Annotated in this window: 18 protein-coding genes; 6 read left to right on the top strand and 12 right to left on the bottom strand. The window is 41.5% G+C overall.

Annotated features, from left to right (window positions below; all coding sequences use genetic code 11):
- Nucleotides 1–26: 26 nt before the first annotated feature.
- Entirely contained in the window at nt 27–1,595 is a 1,569-nt protein-coding gene (locus tag JMW61_RS06210) for a WG repeat-containing protein (RefSeq protein ID WP_201549969.1), read from the top strand.
- Between the two features lie 185 nt (nt 1,596–1,780).
- Here the strand turns inward: JMW61_RS06210 and JMW61_RS06205 are convergent, their stop codons facing one another.
- The 5 genes from JMW61_RS06205 to JMW61_RS06185 form a co-directional block, all read right to left on the bottom strand.
- Nucleotides 1,781–2,272 carry a hypothetical protein gene (locus JMW61_RS06205; RefSeq protein WP_201549968.1) on the bottom strand — a complete coding sequence of 164 codons (492 nt, stop codon included), beginning with the start codon at nt 2,270–2,272 and terminating at the stop codon, nt 1,781–1,783.
- 124 nt (nt 2,273–2,396) lie between these two features.
- Complete coding sequence (rph, locus tag JMW61_RS06200) at nt 2,397–3,113, bottom strand: ribonuclease PH (protein ID WP_110924083.1); 717 nt, start codon at nt 3,111–3,113, stop codon at nt 2,397–2,399.
- Nucleotides 3,114–3,398: 285 nt separating this feature from the next.
- The gene (locus JMW61_RS06195) at nt 3,399–5,171 is read right to left on the bottom strand and encodes an AMP-binding protein (RefSeq protein ID WP_110924084.1); all 1,773 of its coding nucleotides are present in this window, start codon (nt 5,169–5,171) and stop codon (nt 3,399–3,401) included.
- 690 nt (nt 5,172–5,861) lie between these two features.
- Nucleotides 5,862–7,589, bottom strand: coding sequence for an AMP-binding protein (locus tag JMW61_RS06190; protein WP_197218160.1), 1,728 nt, complete (start codon nt 7,587–7,589; stop codon nt 5,862–5,864).
- A gap of 349 nt (nt 7,590–7,938) precedes the next feature.
- Nucleotides 7,939–9,753, bottom strand: a complete 1,815-nt coding sequence (locus JMW61_RS06185) for a vWA domain-containing protein (protein ID WP_201549967.1) — start codon at nt 9,751–9,753, stop codon at nt 7,939–7,941.
- A gap of 266 nt (nt 9,754–10,019) precedes the next feature.
- On the opposite strand from JMW61_RS06185, the gene parC reads away from it, so the two are divergent.
- The 3 genes from parC to JMW61_RS06170 all read left to right on the top strand — a co-directional run bounded on the left by parC (nt 10,020) and on the right by JMW61_RS06170 (nt 13,245).
- Nucleotides 10,020–12,326 (top strand): DNA topoisomerase IV subunit A, encoded by a 2,307-nt coding sequence (gene parC / locus JMW61_RS06180; protein WP_201549966.1) that lies wholly within the window; start codon nt 10,020–10,022, stop codon nt 12,324–12,326.
- 183 nt (nt 12,327–12,509) lie between these two features.
- On the top strand, nt 12,510–12,833 hold the full coding sequence (locus JMW61_RS06175; RefSeq protein ID WP_201549965.1) for a hypothetical protein: 324 nt from the start codon (nt 12,510–12,512) through the stop codon (nt 12,831–12,833).
- Nucleotides 12,834–12,924: 91 nt separating this feature from the next.
- On the top strand, nt 12,925–13,245 hold the full coding sequence (locus tag JMW61_RS06170) for a hypothetical protein (RefSeq protein WP_201549964.1): 321 nt from the start codon (nt 12,925–12,927) through the stop codon (nt 13,243–13,245).
- 267 nt (nt 13,246–13,512) lie between these two features.
- On the opposite strand, the gene JMW61_RS06165 is transcribed toward JMW61_RS06170, so the two are convergent.
- The 5 genes from JMW61_RS06165 to JMW61_RS06145 all read right to left on the bottom strand — a co-directional run bounded on the left by JMW61_RS06165 (nt 13,513) and on the right by JMW61_RS06145 (nt 17,264).
- Nucleotides 13,513–14,322 carry a hypothetical protein gene (locus JMW61_RS06165; protein WP_201549963.1) on the bottom strand — a complete coding sequence of 270 codons (810 nt, stop codon included), beginning with the start codon at nt 14,320–14,322 and terminating at the stop codon, nt 13,513–13,515.
- Between the two features lie 196 nt (nt 14,323–14,518).
- Nucleotides 14,519–14,983 carry a BLUF domain-containing protein gene (locus tag JMW61_RS06160; RefSeq protein ID WP_201549962.1) on the bottom strand — a complete coding sequence of 155 codons (465 nt, stop codon included), beginning with the start codon at nt 14,981–14,983 and terminating at the stop codon, nt 14,519–14,521.
- A gap of 123 nt (nt 14,984–15,106) precedes the next feature.
- Complete coding sequence (locus JMW61_RS06155) at nt 15,107–15,571, bottom strand: BLUF domain-containing protein (RefSeq protein ID WP_201549961.1); 465 nt, start codon at nt 15,569–15,571, stop codon at nt 15,107–15,109.
- A gap of 250 nt (nt 15,572–15,821) precedes the next feature.
- Entirely contained in the window at nt 15,822–16,301 is a 480-nt protein-coding gene (locus tag JMW61_RS06150; protein WP_201549960.1) for a BLUF domain-containing protein, read from the bottom strand.
- A 456-nt stretch (nt 16,302–16,757) separates the two neighbouring features.
- Nucleotides 16,758–17,264: a hypothetical protein gene (locus JMW61_RS06145; RefSeq protein WP_201549959.1), complete on the bottom strand. Its 507-nt coding sequence runs from the start codon at nt 17,262–17,264 to the stop codon at nt 16,758–16,760.
- A gap of 310 nt (nt 17,265–17,574) precedes the next feature.
- Between JMW61_RS06145 and JMW61_RS06140 the strand changes: the two genes are divergently transcribed.
- The gene (locus JMW61_RS06140) at nt 17,575–18,411 is read left to right on the top strand and encodes an HAD family hydrolase (RefSeq protein WP_201549958.1); all 837 of its coding nucleotides are present in this window, start codon (nt 17,575–17,577) and stop codon (nt 18,409–18,411) included.
- Between the two features lie 89 nt (nt 18,412–18,500).
- Here JMW61_RS06140 and JMW61_RS06135 read toward each other — a convergent pair whose 3' ends face one another.
- Nucleotides 18,501–18,764 carry a hypothetical protein gene (locus JMW61_RS06135; RefSeq protein WP_201549957.1) on the bottom strand — a complete coding sequence of 88 codons (264 nt, stop codon included), beginning with the start codon at nt 18,762–18,764 and terminating at the stop codon, nt 18,501–18,503.
- 29 nt (nt 18,765–18,793) lie between these two features.
- Nucleotides 18,794–19,600, bottom strand: a complete 807-nt coding sequence (locus JMW61_RS06130; protein WP_227687369.1) for a 3-oxoacyl-ACP reductase — start codon at nt 19,598–19,600, stop codon at nt 18,794–18,796.
- A 315-nt stretch (nt 19,601–19,915) separates the two neighbouring features.
- Between JMW61_RS06130 and JMW61_RS06125 the strand changes: the two genes are divergently transcribed.
- Nucleotides 19,916–21,049 carry an ABC transporter substrate-binding protein gene (locus tag JMW61_RS06125; RefSeq protein ID WP_265090104.1) on the top strand — a complete coding sequence of 378 codons (1,134 nt, stop codon included), beginning with the start codon at nt 19,916–19,918 and terminating at the stop codon, nt 21,047–21,049.
- Nucleotides 21,050–21,105 lie beyond the last annotated feature (56 nt).

Here is a 21,105-nt window from a genome sequence, read left to right as displayed (position 1 = left end):
AAATAAATAAAAATTTGGAAATACTGATGTTCACTATTAAGACACCAATTGTCGTTGGACTTTTGATAGCATCATCGATGACTTATGCCAATGATGAATGTATTAAGCCTCAGGTTGCCAATACCATACAGGTAACCTGTTTAACAGCGAGTAATATAGCAATTGCGACACTCGATAATGCCTTATGGGCATTGGTAGACGCAGAAGGGAGAGCGCTAACGGATTATACGTTTGATAGAATGCGTTCTATAAACGATGATCTAATCGCTGTGGCTCATGCCGATAAGGTAGGTGCCATTACTATACAAGGCAAACAAGTGTTGCCCATGATTTATGACAACCTTCAGTTTTATCCCAACCAATACTTTCGTCTTAAGCAAGGTAACAAATATGGTGTCGCTGATATTTCAGGAAAAGTTGTATTACCAGTAGAATATGATTGGATCGGCAGTCTAGATGATGATCAAAATCAGGTATTGATGGCAAAGCAGCAAAAAAAAGGCTTGATAGACAATGAAGGAAATATCATTTTGCCTGCAAAATATGACAGGTTATTTTGTTGTGATAATTCTAATTATGGAAAAGTCGCTATAGGCAATCGCTATGGACTAACCAGCGCTTCGGGAAGGTTATTAACTCCAGTTGAATATCAAGATATTAAGATGTTTTCATACAACCCTACGGTACTAAAGGTAAAAAAACAAGATAAATGGGGCTTGATGGATGCAACGGGTAAGGTTCTAAAGCCTTTTGAGTTTGATAAGTTACCTAGATTTTATAAAGATGAGACAGGACTTCAACAATTTAAAAAAGACGGCAAGTATGGCTTTTTGAATAACAAAGGGACTGTCGTTCTATCTGCTAATTATGACGACATCGATACTTTCAATGAAGACACTTATGAATTGAGAAACGACAATCTTTATGGTCTTGCTAATGCAGCAGGTAAGATAATCACACCTGTCACATACGACGCAATTGGTTGGAGTGATGAACAAGGATTGATAGAGGTCGAAAAAAACCAAAAACTAGGCCTCATCAATAGTCAAGGAGAAGTCGTATTAGCGGCAGAATACGACGAACTCGGCTCTCCATATAACGAATCAGGCGTCAGAGAGATCAAAAAGAATGATAAATATGGACTGATAGACCGTCAAGGAAATATCTTGATAAAGCCTGAATATGAAGCACTCGGCTGCTGTTCTTCAAATGGCTTTGGCTTTATAGTAAAAGATGGCCATGAAGGCGTTATTGACTCATCTGGTGAGATATATTTATCTGAAAATTATACTTATGTAGGGATGTCACCCAACGGACTATTGTTAGTTGAGCATGATCGTCTGCAAGGCCTAGCCAACAAAGAAAAACAGCTAATAACTGCTATAGTGTATAAGAACATATCACCATTCAGTGATGGTCTATCAGCGGTCGAAAAAGAGGATAAATGGGGTTATATTGATATCTCAGGAAAGCTAGTAATCAAAAACATCTATGACAAGGCAGAGGATTTCCATGATGGTGTCGCAGCGGTCAAAAAAGGCGACCAAACATGGTTTATTAATAAACAAGGCCGTAGGGTCTCACCTCCTCGATAAGGTTGGCTACTCTAGTGCGTGTCTTGTTTTTAAAATTATAGCTATAGTCAAAGTATTTTTAAATCGCTACAGTGCTGCTGGGATAAATTTTTCGCAGCCTCTGTGAATACAGCAAGCAAGTAAAATTTGTACCAGTAGCACCATAATATAATCGTATCGGTTTTATGTTTCTTTGACTATATGTACTAATTATCACTCATCTTAATATTAACATGGCGCTTGGACAACGCTTGCCCTTGCAAAATGGCTTTGGCAGCAGTCGCTTCTTGGACACTATCAAAGCCATTAATATGGTATTTACAGGCATCGCTAGAATCAACTATCTGTAACTGTTCGCCAACGAGTTTTGCTGTATCACCATCGACCAAGTGGATATGCTCACGCTTACCATTATTGTCATGTACCAACTCACCCGCACGCACCCACAGTGTGCCGCCACTGATAACACTAGCGACGGACTTTTTTTGTTTTTGCCGTTGGCGGTTAAAAATAAAACTGCCAATAATCAATAACGCCAAAGCACCGATAGCCAAGCGCTCAGGTAGCACACTCATTGCAAAGGCGACCGCCACTGCCCCGACCAATAAGGAAGAGCCAAACCAAAACATACCGTTATCAGTCGTTTGGGACTGACCTTGTAAGGTGATTTTGGCGCCATCTTCGGTCAACTTAAGCATACATCATTACCTGTTGCGAGATATCTATTTGGCAACAGATAGCGGGCTATTAAAAACCAACTATCTGTCAGAGCTCGTCGTAGTGTTAAAAAATTAGCACCGTTTATAATAGATCAAAAGCAGACTACCAGCCTAAAGCGGTTTGCTGCATTTTAATCAATTCGGCAATACCTTTTTCGGCAAGAATCAGCATGTCATCAGCTTGAGCGCGAGTGAATGGTTTCTCTTCCGCAGTACCTTGCAGCTCGATAAACTCGCCTTTTTGAGTCATAACGACGTTCAAATCGGTATCGCAGCTAGAGTCTTCTTCATAATTCAAATCTAGATACGCTTCCCCATCTTTCATACCGACAGACACAGCAGCAACTAAACCAATCAATGGATCTGCTTTTAGTTTTTTGGCTTTTTGAACGGTCTCTAATGCGTCAATAAGGGCAATCGCTGCACCAGTCACGCTAGCGGTACGAGTACCACCATCAGCTTGCAGTACGTCACAGTCAAGATAAATGGTGTTTTCACCCAACTTACTCAAGTCAATCATCGCACGTAAGCTACGACCGATTAAACGCTGAATCTCTTGGGTACGACCTGACTGCTTGCCGCGTGCCGCTTCACGTTGATTACGGGTATTGGTCGCACGTGGCAACATACCATATTCAGCGGTAATCCAGCCTTTGCCTTTGCCTTTCAACCAGCGTGGTACGCCAGATTCGACGCTAGCAGTACATAGTACTTTGGTATCGCCAAAGCTCACTAACACTGACCCTTCGGCATGCTTAGTATAATGGCGCTCAAAGCTGATAGAGCGAAGTTGGTCAAGCTCACGATTGTCATTACGCATAAAAATTCCTAGTACAATGTTTGAAAAGCAGGGTGATAAAAATGGTCATAAAATAAAAGGTTGTTGCTACATGGCAGAGCAGTATTTATTATCGTATATTTATTAATTGCATATCAATTCATAAAAATTCATAAAAATTGACATACAGGAATATAACTCGAATACAAATAGCGACTACGTGCCTTAGTAGACGCAAATATGGAGATATCCTAACGTGACAGCGGCGCAATAGCAAGATTCACTCACGCTATTACGCCGCTGCTTCAGTAAAGTTTGGTGTTAAATTTATTCTAAACCTTCTATCTTACGCAATTCTTTACGCAGGATTTTACCCACGTTTGATTTTGGTAATTCATCAACGAACTGGATGCTACGCGGACGCTTGTAGCCAGTCAGTTGCTTTTTGCCAAAATCGAGTAACTCTTGCTCTGTCACTTCACCTTTTTTGACCACAAATAACTTTGGCTCTTCACCGCGATTTTCGTTAGGAACACCAATCGCACCGCACTCAACCACTGCTGGATGCTCGCTCATGGCTTCTTCGATCTCATTCGGGTAGACGTTAAAACCAGAGACCAAAATCATATCTTTTTTGCGGTCAACAATTTTAATAAAGCCTTTTTCATCCATGATACCGATATCACCGGTTTTTAGATAACCATTGGCAGTAAAGGTTTCCGCTGTTTCGTCTGGACGGTTTTGATACCCAATCATCACCTGCGGGCCTTTGACACAAATCTCGCCACGGTCACCCAGAGCGACTTCTTTTTCATCATCGTCAATCAGTATGACATCTGTGCTAGAAGCAGGAATACCAATCTTGCCTGTGAATTCAGCAATGGTCATTGGGTTAAAAGCAACCACTGGCGAGGTTTCAGACAGACCATAACCCTCGACGATAGGCAAACCTGTGATTTTATGCCACTCTTTTGCCACGCTTGGCAGTACCGACATACCACCACCGATAGAGGCCTTTAGATTAGAAAAGTCTAAATCCGCAAAGCTGTCTTTGTGCACCAAGCCGTTGAATAACGTATTTACCGCAGGGATAAATGAGGGTTTATATTTGCCCATCTCTTTGATCAAGCCATCGAGATCACGTGGGTTCGGGATAAGCAAACCCGCATAGCCTTGGTACATGCCATACATACCGCAAACCATAAATGAGAACACATGATAGAGCGGTAACGCCGTCAAGATAACCTCGTCGGCATCAGCATCATCGTCAAATGCACTGTTCATCAACGCACTAATCTGTAGCATGTTAGCCACTAAGTTACCATGTGACAGCATCGCCCCTTTAGCCACACCTGTAGTCCCACCCGTATATTGCAACAATGCCACGTCACCTAAATTCAAATCAGGACGTTTATATTTACTAGCAGAAACAGCATTTAATGCATGCTTGAAGCTCACACTCTCTGGCAAGCTATAAGCAGGAATCATTTTTTTGATATGGCGCGCAACGAGGTTGACCACTGCTCCTTTGATCGTGCCTAGCATATCGCCAATCTTACAAACGATGACGTGCTCGACTTGACCTTTATCTTCTGCTTCTTGATACGTTTTTGCAAAATTCTCTACGATGAACAAAGCTTTCGTACCACTATCATGCAGCTGATGTGATAACTCGCGGCTCGTGTATAAAGGGTTGACGTTGACCAGCACCATACCTGCACGGATGATACCCAATGCAACCACTGGATACTGCAGGAGGTTAGGCATCATCACCCCAACTTTGTCACCCTTGACCAATCCTAACGACTGTAAGTAGCTGGCAATTTGACGACTAAACAAATCCAATTGCTTAAAGGTAATCGATGCACCCATACAGATATAAGCAGGCTTTTGGCCGTAACGGCTAAAATTACGCTCGAACACCTCTAGTAAAGAAGTATTATCATCCGGCATATCGATAGTAGCCGCAATACCATAGCGCTCATAAGTACCTAACCATGGACTATCACTCGGTATCATCGGCATAGTAGGAAATGCGCTGTCGTTATTATTAGTCGCAGCATTATTGTTTGTGGTCTTTTTATTGGTACTGTCGGTCATAACTTTTCCTAAATGTTGCCGTTAAAAACGTAGAATAATCTAATGGAAACACCATTATTTTGTGGTTGATCAATGACAGCAAAACTTGTGAATAAGAAACGATGATAAGGTAATAGCATTCGTTATTCACAAGATTTGTAAATCAAAGCGCAGTATTAGGTCCATGATAAGTGGTGTAATAACTCAACAAGGATAAATTAACATTCACACCTACAATATTGATTTTACAAGGAATATAGAGCAAAAATCATATCGTATTATAGTTAAATATAACTATACGCTGATGAGCACTATAGCAGTTTTGCCAAAAATTCTCTATCTATACTAAGTCCTGCTCTCAACTCAATCGATGACTATCTATCCAGTCTAACGATGACTAGGCTAATGGTGGCTAGGTTTCGCCAAACCGTATCGAATAGCTGATGAATATCTCGATATTGTCGGCGTCATTGTTTTATTTTGACTTTAATATCTATTATTTGATTACTGCTTTGCAATGAAGACTCACCCCAGCGACATCTTAAAGACAAAATAGACGTAAAAAAATGACAAGATAGCATATACGCAATCTTATCATTTTTAGTGGTGACCCTACTCTGTATTACGATTAGTTATGAACACTAAGTCTGTGTGAGCATTGAGTCTTTGCAAGCACTCATAACTAGCTTTCGAGTATTGAGTATCAATCAATTAGCCATGGTTCTTTTCTTCAAGCAATCGCAAATCTTTACGTAGGATTTTACCCACGTTAGATTTTGGCAATTCATCGATAAACTCAACATGACGAGGACGCTTGTAACCAGTTAGGTTTTCTTTACCATAAGCCAGTACTTCTTCAGCGGTCAGGCTAGGATCGTTGCGCACGACATAAATCTTAGGAGTCTCGCCGCTCTTTTCATCACTGATACCAATGACACCGCACTCTAGAATTTTAGGGTGACCCGCCATAACTTCTTCAACTTCGTTAGGATAAACGTTAAAACCAGAAACCAAAATCATGTCTTTTTTACGATCAACGATGGTCACATATCCATTGTCAGCCATGATACCAATGTCGCCCGTACGGAAGAATCCGTCTGCGGTCATCACTTCGGCGGTAGCATCTTCGCGATTCCAGTAGCCTTTCATAACCTGTGGGCCACGAACACTAATCTCACCGCGCTCACCAAGCTCTACTTCATTACCAGCATCATCTAAGATGGCAACATCAGTCGCTGGCATCGGTACACCAATAGTACCTGTGAATGTTTTGCTATTGCTAGGATTAGAAGTCGCTACCGGTGCTGTTTCAGACAATCCATAACCTTGGATAATGATATTACCCGTTACTTGGCGCCATTTTTCAGCGGTTGGACTCAGTACTGCCATGCCGCCGCCCATTGATTGACGCAGCTTGCTATGATCCATCGCGATAAATTCTTCGTTATTGGCAAGCGCGTTGAACAACGTGTTGACTGCTGGGAAGAAGGCTGGTGGATTGGCTTTATATGCTTTTAATAAGCTATCAAGATCACGTGGGTTTGGTACTAATAGCACCACACAACCGCGATATAGACCAAACATACCGCACACAGTAAATGAGAAAATATGATACATCGGCAATGCTGTCATAATGACAGGCTGCTCACCTCTTTGATCGAAATCATCAAAAGCAGTGCCCAAAAAGGTATTGGACTGAATTAAATTTGCCACTAAGTTTTTGTGCGTTAGCATCGCGCCTTTTGCCACACCGGTCGTACCACCGGTATATTGTAGGACGGCGATGTCATCGAGCGTGATATTGCTTGGGCGTTTATATTTACTCGCAGCGCTATGACTCAGCGCACTTTTGAAGGTGATGCTGTTGCTAATACTATAGGCAGGCACCATTTTTTTCACATGGCGAACGACCGTATTGACCATGAATCCTTTGAGCGTACCCATCAAATCGCCCATACCTGTAATCACGACCTTGTCGACTAGACTACGGCCGATGTCTTGATAGGTTTTGGCAAAGTTTTCGACCATGATCAGCACTTTGGCGTCTGAATCGGTCAGTTGATGCTCAAGCTCTCTGGTGGTATATAACGGGTTGACGTTGACTAGGGTGAAACCTGCACGCAGTACTGCAATGACAGAAATTGGCAATTGCAAAATATTGGGCATCATGACCGCAACTTTGTCACCTTTGACCAGTCCTAACGACTGTAGATAGGCAGCCATCTGGCGACTGTATAGATCCACTTCTTTAAAACTTAATGATGAACCCATGCAAATATAGGCAGTCTTGTCACTATTATCCGCAAAGCTTTTTTCAAAAACATCAATGAGTGAGGTATCGTCAGCTGGCATTTCAATGTTGTAATTCAGCCCAAGCTCTTCATATGTTTTTAGCCAAACTTTATCATCACGACGGGTAAAATTTACTTGATTTTCCATAATCTTTTTTCTCCTAGTAATAGTACATTACCGTCAGCGTATACTAATCACAGTGTGATAAACATACGAAATGCCAAGCCTTTGCTGACCATTACGGTGGTAAGCAAAGGCTACGGCGTAATCGTACAGTGCTGAGCAAACAATATAGCGGTAAATAGCCCTTTGTTTATTAACATACACACTTTGTACAAACTACTCAATACAAAAGATTGGTGCTTGAGTTCGCAAACAGGCTTGACGGAAAATAAAATGTTTTATATCAATTATTTAACTTTTAAAACCAATCAGTTTTTAGCATTCTATTGGCGAACATTCATCCATAGAAACCCTATGGTTTGTTACCCGTTCATTACTTTGTACTGTCAAGGGCGCTAGCCAGTTCTGTTAAAGTCACAAAGTTACGGCGAGTGCCGTCCTTATCACTGCTTAGCTGACGGGCAAAACTGCTTGTCGCCAGCTTGCTGCTGTCATTATATTGCCACTCATTAATGTACTCACTTTGAGTTAAGCGTTGACCAAAACCTGCCACCGCCATTGCAAACTGAGTATCAGCGTTGGCTTTGTCCAGAGAGTGACTGTCATTATTAATTGGTTGACTAAGCAGTTTAGACGTATCACCTGTAGGCGCTTTATAACGAATTTTTAGATAACCAAGCTCATTGGCTTGCTGTTTGCTGTTTACCTTGACAGTGGCATTGCTGTCAGTATAACGACGATCACTGTATAGACCTTTTTGTCCTTTAGGCGTGACTTCAAATAGTGCGATAACCGCTTTACCTGCACCTAGCTCGCCTGCATCGACTTTATCATTATTAAAGTCTTGCTCGTTAAGCACACGGTTTTCATAGCCAATCAAACGCCATTCACTCACGACATCAGGGTTGAACTCGACTTGTACTTTTACATCTTTGGCGACCATATTAAAGGTCGCAGCCAACTCATCACCAAAAACTTTTTTGGCCTCAGTCAGACTGTCGATATAGCTGTAATTACCATTGCCGTTGTCCGCCATTTGCTCCATCATATGGTCATTAAGATTACCACGACCAAAACCAACCGTAGAGAGTGAGATACCACGCTCACGATTGGATTTGACCAAATCCAGCATATCATCGACATCGCTGATACCGACATTAAAATCGCCATCGGTCAGCATCATGATACGATTGATACCGTCTTTCTTCATCGCTTGCTCAGCTTGGCGATAAGCCAGTTTTAACGCGTCTTCTCCGTTAGTGGAACCTGAGGCACTCAAGCTCTCAATCGCGGCGAGTATTTTTGCTTTTTGATCACCACTGGTCGCAGGCAATGCCACACTGGTGCTGCCCGAATAAGTAACGATACTGATGCTGTCTTGAGCGCGCATTTGCTCCATCAATAGTTTAAGCGATGACTGTACCAACGGCAGCTTATCACGCGATGACATAGAGCCTGATACATCTACCAAAATCACTAGGTTAGCTGCAGGCATAATTTGATTGGCACTTTTATTAGACCAGCTGTTCTCCACAGCTTTAATGCCTACTTTGACAATCTTATTATCTTGATCTGCTCTATCCCAAGGCGAATCCACCACTTCAGTTGCGACCACAAATGGCGCATTACCGAGGCGTTTACCATCATCAAATTGATAATTAAAATAGTTAATCAACTCTTCTACCCGTACCGCATCAACGGGTGGCAACTGCCCTTCATTTAGATAGCGGCGCACATTGGCATAGCTGCCCGTATCGGTATCGATAGACAAAGTAGAGACCGCCATATCCGTCGTGCGATGTACAGGATTTGCATCGTTCTTTTGATAATTATCATTTGCCTCTGGTTCGGCGCTGATGGGTTCAGGTCTGACCATAGGTGGTGATATTGAAGATGGTGATGGTGATGCTGTGCTTCTCAGTATTAGGAAAGGGTCAGGAGCTCTCATCTCAGAGACTAGTGACGTATTTGATGTCGCAACTGCAAGGCGTGGTTTTTTCATCGTAGTACTACTTGAGGTTTCTACCATCGGCTTGGGTGCTATCTGCTTAGATACTGTCTGCTGTGAGCTACAAGCACTCAATCCAACACTGGCGATAATACCCAACAGCAGCGTGTGCTTGGTTAAATGATAAGTGCACGCACGCGATAACGCACTTGATGGATAGACAGATGACGCAGATAACATAGTAACTACTCCGTATAATAGACAGATGACAAAATTTTCAAAGACAACACAGTGATCAAAAGTTGAATTAACTATACTTCACCTGTTTTGTAAAAGCTATCAACCAAAATGCTATACAGAAACCCAATGAAGCGCGTCACGACCTGTCGTCTATTCTGACTTATACCTTTTTAATTCTGCCAATTTCCTTTACGATAGCACTATCCTATTTGTACGCTTGAACCAATTATCTATACCTATTAAAACTGATAAGTGAATCCTATTTTATGTCTGATGTTATTGATAATACGATTGCCCCAATCATTCCCACTGAACCGATGGATACTCGCTCAGTCGCAGAGTTCACTGAGCAAGCCTATCTCAACTATGCGATGTACGTCATCATGGATCGGGCACTGCCAAATATCGCTGATGGACTTAAACCAGTACAGCGCCGCATCGTCTATGCCATGAGCGAGTTGGGGCTAAAATCTACTGCCAAAGCCAAAAAATCGGCACGTACAGTCGGTGACGTCTTGGGTAAATACCATCCACATGGTGACAGCGCTTGTTATGAAGCGATGGTGCTCATGGCGCAGCCGTTCAGCTATCGCTATCCGCTCATCACAGGCCAAGGTAACTGGGGTAGCCCTGATGATCCAAAATCCTTTGCGGCGATGCGTTATACCGAAGCCAAAATGTCTGCTTATGCCAATACGTTACTGGCAGAGTTAGGTCAAGGTACAGTCGATTGGCAAGATAACTTTGACGGTACGATGCAAGAGCCAACCACCCTACCTGCCCGCCTGCCTAACATACTATTAAACGGTACAACAGGTATCGCAGTCGGTATGGCAACAGACATTCCACCGCATAACCTTAATGAAGTCGTACGTGCGGCTATTCGATTGCTCAAAAATCCTGAACTGTCGGTCAAGCAGCTTACCCAGTCAATACCAGCACCTGATCTACCAACCCCTGCTGAAATCATTACCAGCAAAAAAGACTTGCAAGCGATGTATGAAACGGGCCGCGGTAGCTATAAGATGCGCGCGACCTTCCACGTCGATCCTAAAGAGAAAAACCTCGTCATCATCGATGCACTGCCTTATCAAGTTTCAGGCAACAAAATCCAAGAGCAAATCGCCAAGCTCATGACCGATAAAAAGCTGCCTTGGATTACCGATATTCATGATGAGTCAGATCACGAAAATGCCTGTCGTATCGTGCTTGAGCTAAAATCAACCCGAGTCGATGTTGCTCGCGTCATGAGCCATCTGTTTGCTAGTACGGAGCTTGAGAGTAATTACCGCGTCAATATGAATATGATTGGCCTAAACGGTAAACCACAGGTCAAAAACCTAAAAGAAATATTAGAAGAATGGCTCATCTGTCGCCGTTCAGTGGTCACACGCCGCTTGCAATATCGCCTCGATAAAATCGATAAGCGCTTACATATCTTGGCAGGCTTGCTGATTGCTTATCTTAATATTGATGAAGTGATTCGCATCATTCGTGAAGAGGAAGATCCAAAAGCGACGTTGATGCAGGACTATGATCTAACGGACATTCAAGCCAATGCTATCTTGGATATTCGTCTGCGCCAATTGGCGAAGTTAGAAGAGATTGAGCTGCGCCGCGAGCAGGATGAACTGGCTGCCGAACGTGCCATCATTCAAGAATACTTAGACAATCCAGACAGTCTAACCAATCTGATGATCGATGAGCTCACAGCCGATATGAAAGAGCACGGCAATGAGCGCGTATCACCATTGGCAGAACGCGAAGAAGCGCAAGCACTAAAAGAGTCTGACCTCGTACCAAGCGAGCCTGTCACCGCTATTCTATCGAAAGCGGGCTGGATTCGTGCTGCCAAAGGTCATGATGTCGATGCTGCTGGTATGAGTTATCGCTCAGGTGATAGCTATCAAGCGCACGTGCGCGGTAAATCCAATGAAAAAATCTACGTGCTCGACAGCACTGGTCGCAGCTATAGCATTGACGCGCACAATCTCGCATCGGCGCGTGGTCAAGGCGACCCGCTGACCAGTGTGCTAAAACCGCCAGCAGGTGCCAGCTTTGAGCAGCTATTAACGGGTGCTGACGATCAACGTATTATACTCGCCAGTTCCGCAGGTTATGGTTTTATCAATACCGTTGGTAATCTTGATAGCAATCAAAAAGCGGGTAAAAACATCATTAACCTAGCAGCTGATAGTCGCTTGCTCCCTGTTGCGCGTATCGATGCGCCAGTAGATTCGACCGCTAATACTGATGGTGAAAATAGCAATACAAGTGTGGCACCTGATCACGTCGCCGTCACCACCAATGCGGGATATTTACTGATATTTGCTCTTGATGATTTGCCTGAACAGGCGCGCGGTAAAGGTAACAAACTTATCAAGTTAAAAGAGGGCGAAGAAGTGCTTACAGTCACGCCACTCAGTCAGCAAGACAGTTTAGTCATCACCGCTGGCAAGCGACATGTGACGCTAAAACCAAATGACTTGGCTAACTATACGGGTGTGCGCGGCAATCGCGGTGGTCAATTGCCAAGAGGCTTTCAGAATGTGACGAGTGTTGAGGTTGGGTAGCGTTACTGATTTGTCTGATATGACTCACGGTAACAATAACCACTCTGTTATCGTGAATTAATCGGATAGGTATTTTGAGAGGGCTAACGCTAACTATTGGTGAAAATAATATAAACATCATCTTGTACTAGGCTACAATAGTTCGCTAATAATTTGGGTTATTGAACGGTGTAGGCCTATACTATGAACGTAGAAGATATCGCTTCTGGACAAAAAATTGTTATTTATTCGATTGTAGCCAATTTTTTGGTAGGTGTGTCACAACGCAGTACGCCTGAACTTGGTGTTATCGTCATTGTGTTCTCTCTGCTGGTAACTGCTGCTGCAATTTACGGTGCTTATCGTCTTTGTACAGGGCTGGATTATTCTGTCGGTATCAAGGTTTTAGTCGTCGTACTTTTATTTGTTCCATTCATCAACCTTATTACACTTATTGTCTTAAGCGTAAAAGGTACGAAAGTTTTGCGTCAAGCAGGATATGAAGTCGGTTTTTTCGGGGTAAAATAAGCGCGTAGGGTGCTTTCCACGCACTGATAAGATTAACATTAAAAAAATTGCACACTGGACGCGACCTACGACTTAAATTATTAGTGACTATATGAAATTTTTAGCGATAGTTGTATCTTTTTTATTTTTATTCTGTGCACTTGCAGGAATTTTCGTCATCCCCACTTTTGAAGAATTATATAGAAGCTTTGGTGTTGATATACCAGTCTTTACTAAAATAGTATTAAGTACTCATAAATACTGGCTAGGATTATCTTTGATCCCAATACCCTTGGTTTACTTGTCGGAACAGTCAAAAAGATGGCAAGCTATCATCGTATTTTTTCTCTTATTTTTGGCTATTATTCTTATTCCTTTGACCATTGTTGCTCTTTATCTACCTATTTACGAATTGGGTAAAGTAGTTGGTTAAATTATAGCAACAAACATAGCTATGCTTTTAGTACGTAGGGCTGGTTAGCTAATGTAGGATAAGTTTCACGTACTGATTATACAAACAAAATTCAAAAAGATGCGTGGAACGCACCCTACAACTCTCCTTACTAAAAAACCGTCTACACAAACGTATAGACGGCTTTTTGATGAGAGTTAGAACAAGTAACTATCATAGTAAATTAATACTACCTGTTTAAAAATTGCTGGGCTCAGTATCTTCATATCAATCCTATCTCAATACTGACTAAAAGCAACTACTATCGCATTGACTATATGCTGCTGCTATCGCTCCAACAGCAATGCCAGCACCTAACAGTTGAACAGGAAACGTCACTATATCTACTGCCATGGCAACAGGTAAAAGTACTACGCCAAACTTATTAGCATTGCTACTGGTTTTCCACTTATAATTCAGCTGAATATTCAAAGGCTGCTTTAGCTTATAATTCACTTCGTTAATATTCTGTACTGCAGAAGCTACCGTCAATTTAATGTTTACTGCACGCTGACAAATTAAATTTGGTTGTTCAGCGACAATGGCCGTTTTGCATTCAAAACCGAAACGTTCTAATTGTGATTGCTCGTTAAGCTTTAGCACATTAATTGGCTTAGCATAGATTAAGCCGATATTTGCTGGTACGTTTTTAATCTGATTTGATTCATCGCTTTTTACATCGAGAACTAACTTATTAGAGTCAGCCTGTGTCTTTTTCTGCACATCTTGATTTGAATATGAGGGATTAGTATCGATATATAATGAGCCTAAATCCACTTGTGTGAAAATTCTCTTAAATAGATCTGACGAGGTGTCAACAGAGACTACAGGTTGCACTAAAAAGCTATAGTTTTTACCTGCCAAAATCATAGCGTCCTCATAGCCCTGTATTGGCTTATTAGGATATCCCACTGCAATAACACTCTCAGATAAGATGTTTTTTTTGTGATCTTTCGTGTTGTCACTTTTAGTATAATCTGAAAGAGCAGTAGTCGCGCAACCATTTAATACGATTGATGATCCTAAAAGCGTTATTAGCAATAGAGACAGTTTTTTCATAAATACAATCCGTTTAAGTTATTCAAATAGCAAATGCCTCAGATGATAATACACAACATATGTAGAATTAAAATATTTAATTTTAAAATCTATAAATATGAGATATCGAAAACAAAAAAAGCCGCCTATACAATGTAATGTATAGGTGGCTTTTTTACGCTAATCAGAATAGATAAATCATCTAAGACTTATTGGATTAGGTATCCGCAAAGATCGCTTTCAAAAAACTTGTAATCTGAGTACTTTTCATTAGATAAGGATTGAAGTCAGCACCTGCTGAGAAGCTTTTTAGGGTATATTCTTCGTCTTCTACGCTTGATGTTAAATATTTTAATAAAAACCCGTCCCATCTACGTACTTCTACTTCTTCAACCATACTGAGATGAGGTCCTAGGTGAGAATATTCATTGATCAATTTTACTAATATTTCATTGATAAGAGGTCTTGGACCTTCGATATTTTGAATGAAGTAATTGTCATTAACCACAAGCGCTGAGGTTACACCACTTTTTTCATTGTTTCTTCGCCATTGCTCAAGAAGGCGAGCCAATTCTATTCCATTATTACTGTCACTATTTTTGCCAATATACGTTAGGCTGAGAATAATATGCTCGCCATGTCTTTTTCTATTTTCTGAAGGTTGGCTAGTAGCGATATGCATAAGAAACCTTATTTATAAAAAATTTATCTAAATCAAAAGACACTTTATAGGCGGCTTTTTTATGCTGGTTAGAGCAGATGGCCTTTATACTGAGCGCATGCTACGCGCTTACAATTTTCTGAATTAACTGTCTTCAAAAATCACCTTCAAAAAGCTTTCAATCTGAGTGCTTTTCATTAGATAAGGATTGAAGTCAGAACCCGCTGAAAAGCTTTTTAGGGCATATTCCTCATCTTCGACACTTTCCGTCAGGTGTTTGGTTACAAACCCATCCCACCGAAGCGCTTCTATTTCCTCCAGCTTAACAATATTAGGGAGAATCTTGAAATGCTCATCAATTATCTTCGCTAGAGCAGTATTGACGGCCGGTCTTGAACCTTGAATATTTTGAACAAAATAACCGTCATTGATCACAAGCGCTGCAACTAACCCACTTTCCTCAAAGTATCTTCGCCACTGCTCAAGAGCACGAGTCAATTCTATACCTGTTTTCATTTCGATGTTTTTACCGATATACGTTAGGCTAATCAGAACATGCTCGCCATGTCTTTTTCTATTTTCTGAAGTTTGACTTGTCGTTATGTGCATAAGAAAATCCATTTATATAATAGTTATATAAATTAATATACACTCTATTATAAGGTGTAATCAATAAAACTCTTGGTAATTGACCCGTTTCTTATCGTCTACACCTTAAAATGATACGACAAAAATAGGAATCACTAAAAAGCCGCCTACACACATATATAGACGGCTTTTTTAGTATAGCTATAATAAGTGACTGTCCTAAGAGATCAATACTTAAGAAATAAATATCTAGGAAGCAAATGCAACGCATTTAAAATTTATTGGATTCAGCATCTTCAAACACTGCCTTCAAAAAGCTTTCAATCTGAGTACTTTTCATGAGATAGGGATTGTAGTCAGAACCTGCCGAGAAGCTTTTTAGAGCATACTCTTCATCTTCAATGCTTGATGTTAGATGTTTGACTAAAAACCCATTCCATTGACGCGATTCTATTTCCTCTATATTAACAATATTAGGAAAGATGCTTGAATGCTCGTCAAGTATTTTTTCTAAAGCAGTATTGATAGCAGGCCTTGTTCCTTGAAAACTTTGAACGAAATAACCTTCACTAATAACTAAGGCTGAAACTATATTATTTTCTTCAAAATATCTGCGCCAATACTCAAGTGCGCGAGTCAGCTCAATTCCCGAATCTAGGTCGACATTTTTGGCGATATATGTCATATGGATAAGAATATGCTCGCCATGTCTTTTTCTATTTTCTGGAGGTTGGCTTGTCGTTATATGCATAAGAAAATCCATTTATAAAAAATTAATCCAAATTGAGAGATACTTTAAAATAAAATACAATCAATAATATTTTTAGCTTCCAATGACTCTTTATAATCTACCATGACTTGGTTCTGTGATAACTTGGTTCTGTGATGACATGAGATTTTAGTGAGATAATATACCGGCATCTATCAGAGTACAATTGTACTATAAAACTAGACACAACCAGTGCAATATCATTATTCTAATAACTATAATGTCTAATCTGTATTTTCCTATAGTCCTGCCCCTACCCTAACATACGACTGACCCACACTTATGGATTGCGTCAAATGCTGCAAGTATCAGGCCAATCGTCGCCTATTCACTAAGCTAGCACATCTTATAGATAGATGGCGCTTAGCTTACTACCATGAAAAAGCCGCCTACACACTACTTAGACGGCTTTTTACGCTGACTAAAGTGCCCAATCGACTAATACCGACCCATCTCAATTGTCGTCTCAGCAGTCATCATATCGCCCTGCCATGACTGCACATCTATCGTATACAAATGATCTTTACCGCCTGAACAGGGTGGCTTGTATGCGCCGCGGATATCGCCCTGACGGCTACGGTATTCAGCCACCATCTCTACACCAACTGGCACTTCATAAGTGTGACCAAACACGCGTGGCACCTCGACACTGGTTTTGCCCTCTGACAATGCGTAGCTGACAATTCCATGCCCGCCCTTTTGCATACGTTTGTTACTCACGTCGTTGTAGACAAAGACTAAGCTATCAGCTCCATCAGGAATGTTTGAGACCGTCATACTCGGCGTGGCTGGGCTTTTGCCACCGTAATCTAGGCACTGTTGACCTTCAGGTATGTGATCAGCATTCCACGTCTTATCATTGAACGTGACATCCATCGCAAAGGTACTGGTAGACAAAGCGAGTGCACTTAGGGCGACCACTTTTTTTAAGGTAAAAACTTTCATAAGCATTCCTTTAGACAGTTGGTGTATTAGCGCAGACAAGAAATGTCATTCTTTGATCAATCATAAAACCTGTAAAACATAATTAATGATAACTTTATAATAGATAATTATTGTTAAGTTGATTGTATCTTTTAAAGAGTTTTGTTAATCCTTTGAATTAAAAAGAAATAAGATTCAGAATAGTAGACCTATCTCAGCTCACCAAGCAAGATCATCTATGGGTACGTTACCTTATAGCTATGGTCTTCCTTCACGTGGTTATAGTAGTATTTAGGTCACTGACCCCTGAATAAAAAATAATAGGATCATCATGTTTGTTGAAGATAAAACGGCCACAGAAATTATGGCTCAGAGCACCCCCATACCTATGCCCAAAATCATATTTTTTGATATCGATGATACGCTCAGCCGCAACGGTATTATCGCTGAGCATAACCAAGCGACGTTGAAGCAGCTTGCTGAGACTGATATCAAGCTAGTGATATCAACGGGGCGCTCCAAAGCAATATTGCCAGATGATATCTTAGCGTTGCTAGAGTCAAATGTGTTGGATGCCATTATTTGTATGAATGGACAATATAGCTTCGACAATAGTGGCCGAATTAGCCATTACCCGCTGTCCGCAGAACAAACGGATAAAATTGCAAACCTGTGTCTAAAGGGTGACTTTATTCATAAATTTGACTCAGCGACTCATATCGCTTGGTCAGGTGAAAACGAGCGTTTGCGTGAGTTCAATGCCATCACGCCCAACTCTATCGTTGCCCCTGATTACTATAAATCAAATACGGTGTATCAATGTTCTGTTTTCTTTAATAGTCAAGAAGACAAAATGCAAGACATTGACTTTGCTCAATACGATTTAAAACTGGTACATTGGCATCATATTGGCGCCGATATATTGCCAATAGAAGCATCCAAAGCACGAGGTATTAAAGATGTGTGCAAATACTATGATGTAGATACAAGCGAGTGCATGGCATTTGGTGATGGTATGAACGACCTAGAGATGTTTGATCTGGTCGGGTTTGCCGTGGCGATGGGCGATGCGCAACCCGCGCTGATAGAACGTGCTGATTTCGTCACTGGAACGATTGAAGAATACGGCATACAAACGGTACTTGATCAGTTGAAAACAGCGTCGTAAGAATACTTTCTAGAATCATTAAAAGACCCTTGCCAGATACTGACAAGGGTTTTTTAATGACGTTCTTTTGCGAAAGGCTTTTAGAACATCTACTGCTTACCTGCTACCAAACCATAAACCCAGCTACCAATTTTATAAAACCCTACAACGATAAGAATAAGCACTACTGCTGCTAGCACGTAAGCTAGCCAGTTGGGTACACCACTCAACCAGCCAATCGTAAATGTCAGACCCATATAAGTCTCAACAGGCCAATACATCATAGATGTCGGTGAGCCAGAGTTGAGAAACGTCATAAATGCAACTATAACTAGCGTAGCAGTGACGACTCCAACACCTTGACGAATATTCATTTTGTCCCTTCTAAAAATCTAATTAAACGTTAAGGCATCGTCAAGCCACCGTCAACAGCGATGGATTGCCCTGTGATGGCTGCACTCAAGTCAGACGCCATTAGCAGTACAGAATTGGCAAAGTCAGCTACTGAGGTCGCTTGACGTAATGGTGTAGTCGTTGCAATATAATCAAATACCTCTTCTGTGGTCAAGCTACTCGCATCAGTCGTCTTTAAGAGTCCGCCTGCCAGCAGATTGACACGGATACCATACTGCCCCAGTTCAGATGCTAAGTTACGTGTCAGCCCGATTATCGCTGATTTAGCAGTGGTATAGTCGTAATAAGTAACCACCGGATTATAGACAAGGTTGGTTGAAATATTGATAATCTTGCCCATTTTCTGCGCTTTCATCTGTGGCAATACCGCTTGCACCGTATTGACTGCACCCTTAACGATGCCATCCATCTGCTGAGAGAAGTGCGACCAGTTCACCGTTTCTATACTGGTGTACGCAGCGCTTGGATTGAACTGGTAACTCGGTAAGGCATTATTCACCAATATATCAATCGCACCGAAATGCCCAATCACTGCCGCTGCCATTGCTTGCATTTGGATTGCGTCAGTCACATCCCCTTGATAAGCAAAAGCTTGCCCGCCTTTGGCCCTAATATCAGCCACTACTGCTTCGGCAGCATCTTTACTATTCAGGTAATTGACACACACATTGGCCCCTGCTGCGGCCATCTGTTTAGCGATTTGTGCGCCAAGACCACGGCTAGCACCTGTGACAATAGCAACTTTGTCTTTGAGAAGCATTGGAATCGCTGCATCTGCTGAGTGGTTCTGAGTCATGAGGTTACATCCTTTATTATTATGTAGCGCGCCATGAGAAGAGGTTTTATGGCACAGTCATTACAAATTCGCACTTATCATAGCATGATTATATATCGTCATTAGGCTGAGCAAACCTAACCCTATATCTCGTATCAAGCCTCTATTATTGACGGAAAATTAGCACTTCATCACAGCGACTCGCATCGATTGCCTTAATTGCCCTTTAAATCACTGAAACAAATAGCCATAATAGTGTAACTATCTATATTAAGTAGCATTTATCAATCAGTACTTTTCACTGATTGGCATCATTCTTTGTTTAGGAGAGATATTTTGACCTGTTCATCACCCCGTTCGTCATCGAGCATGTCGGCTCGTATTGGCCGTATCGTACCAAAAGCACTATTAACCATGGCTGTTGGCTTTGTACTTGCTAGCTGTAGCAACTCTGACAATGCCGCTGCTGATGGCAGTACCGCTGCGAGCAATGAGACGCTTAACTTATACAACTGGTCAGAGTATATGCCACAAGAAATTCTTGATGGTTTTGAAGAAGAGACTGGCATTTCGGTAAATTACACCACTTTTGATTCTAACGAAGCGATGTATGCCAAGCTGAAACTTCTCGATGACTCTAGCCAATATGATTTGGCTATTCCATCGACGTATTATGTCGAAAAAATGGCAAAAGAAGGGCTATTACAAGAGCTCGATAAATCTAAATTGAGCAACTTTAAAAATCTAGATACGTCATTTACCAATACCAAAGTAGACCCAGAGAACAAGTACTCTATCCCTTATATGTGGGGCAGCACTGGTCTAGCGATTAATGGTGATAGCGTCGATCCTGCTACTGTAAATAGTTGGAATGACTTATGGCGTCCTGAGTTCAAAGGTCAAGTCATGCTGATGAATGACATGCGCGAAGTGTTTGGTATGGCACTACTCACGCTTGGCTACTCGGGCAACAGCACCGATCCTAAAGAGATTGAAGCAGCTTATAATAAGCTCACGACCATAATGCCAAATGTGAAAACCTTTAACTCAGATGCCTCACGTATGCCATATATGGAGGGTGAAACCTCAGTGGGTATGACTTGGAATGGCGAAGCGGTAATCGCCAATGACGAAGGTCTAACCAGCTTGGTTTATAAATATCCTAGCGAAGGCGCAATCTTATGGATGGACAACTTTGTCATTCCAAAAAATGCCAAACACGTTGATGCCGCGCATAAATTCATCGACTACCTATTACGCCCTGAAAACTCTAAAATCGTCAGCGAAGAGATTGGTTATGCTTCACCAAATATTGCAGCACGTGAAATGATGCCAGATGATGTGAAGAACAACCCTACTATCTACCCTCCTCAAGAAGTACTGGCCAAAGCTGAGTTTCAAGAAGATGTCGGTGATGATGCCTTGCAGCTTTATCAGCAGTATTGGGATAAGCTAAAAACGGGACGTTAGTCGCGATTTCGTTCTGAAGATCGAAAAGATAAATAAGACAAAAAAACGCTGACTTT

It is taken from the genome of Psychrobacter fjordensis (assembly GCF_904845995.1).
Taxonomy (GTDB): domain Bacteria; phylum Pseudomonadota; class Gammaproteobacteria; order Pseudomonadales; family Moraxellaceae; genus Psychrobacter; species Psychrobacter fjordensis.
Note: the sequence above shows the minus strand (reverse complement) of the source record. Positions and strands in the feature narration are given on the sequence as shown.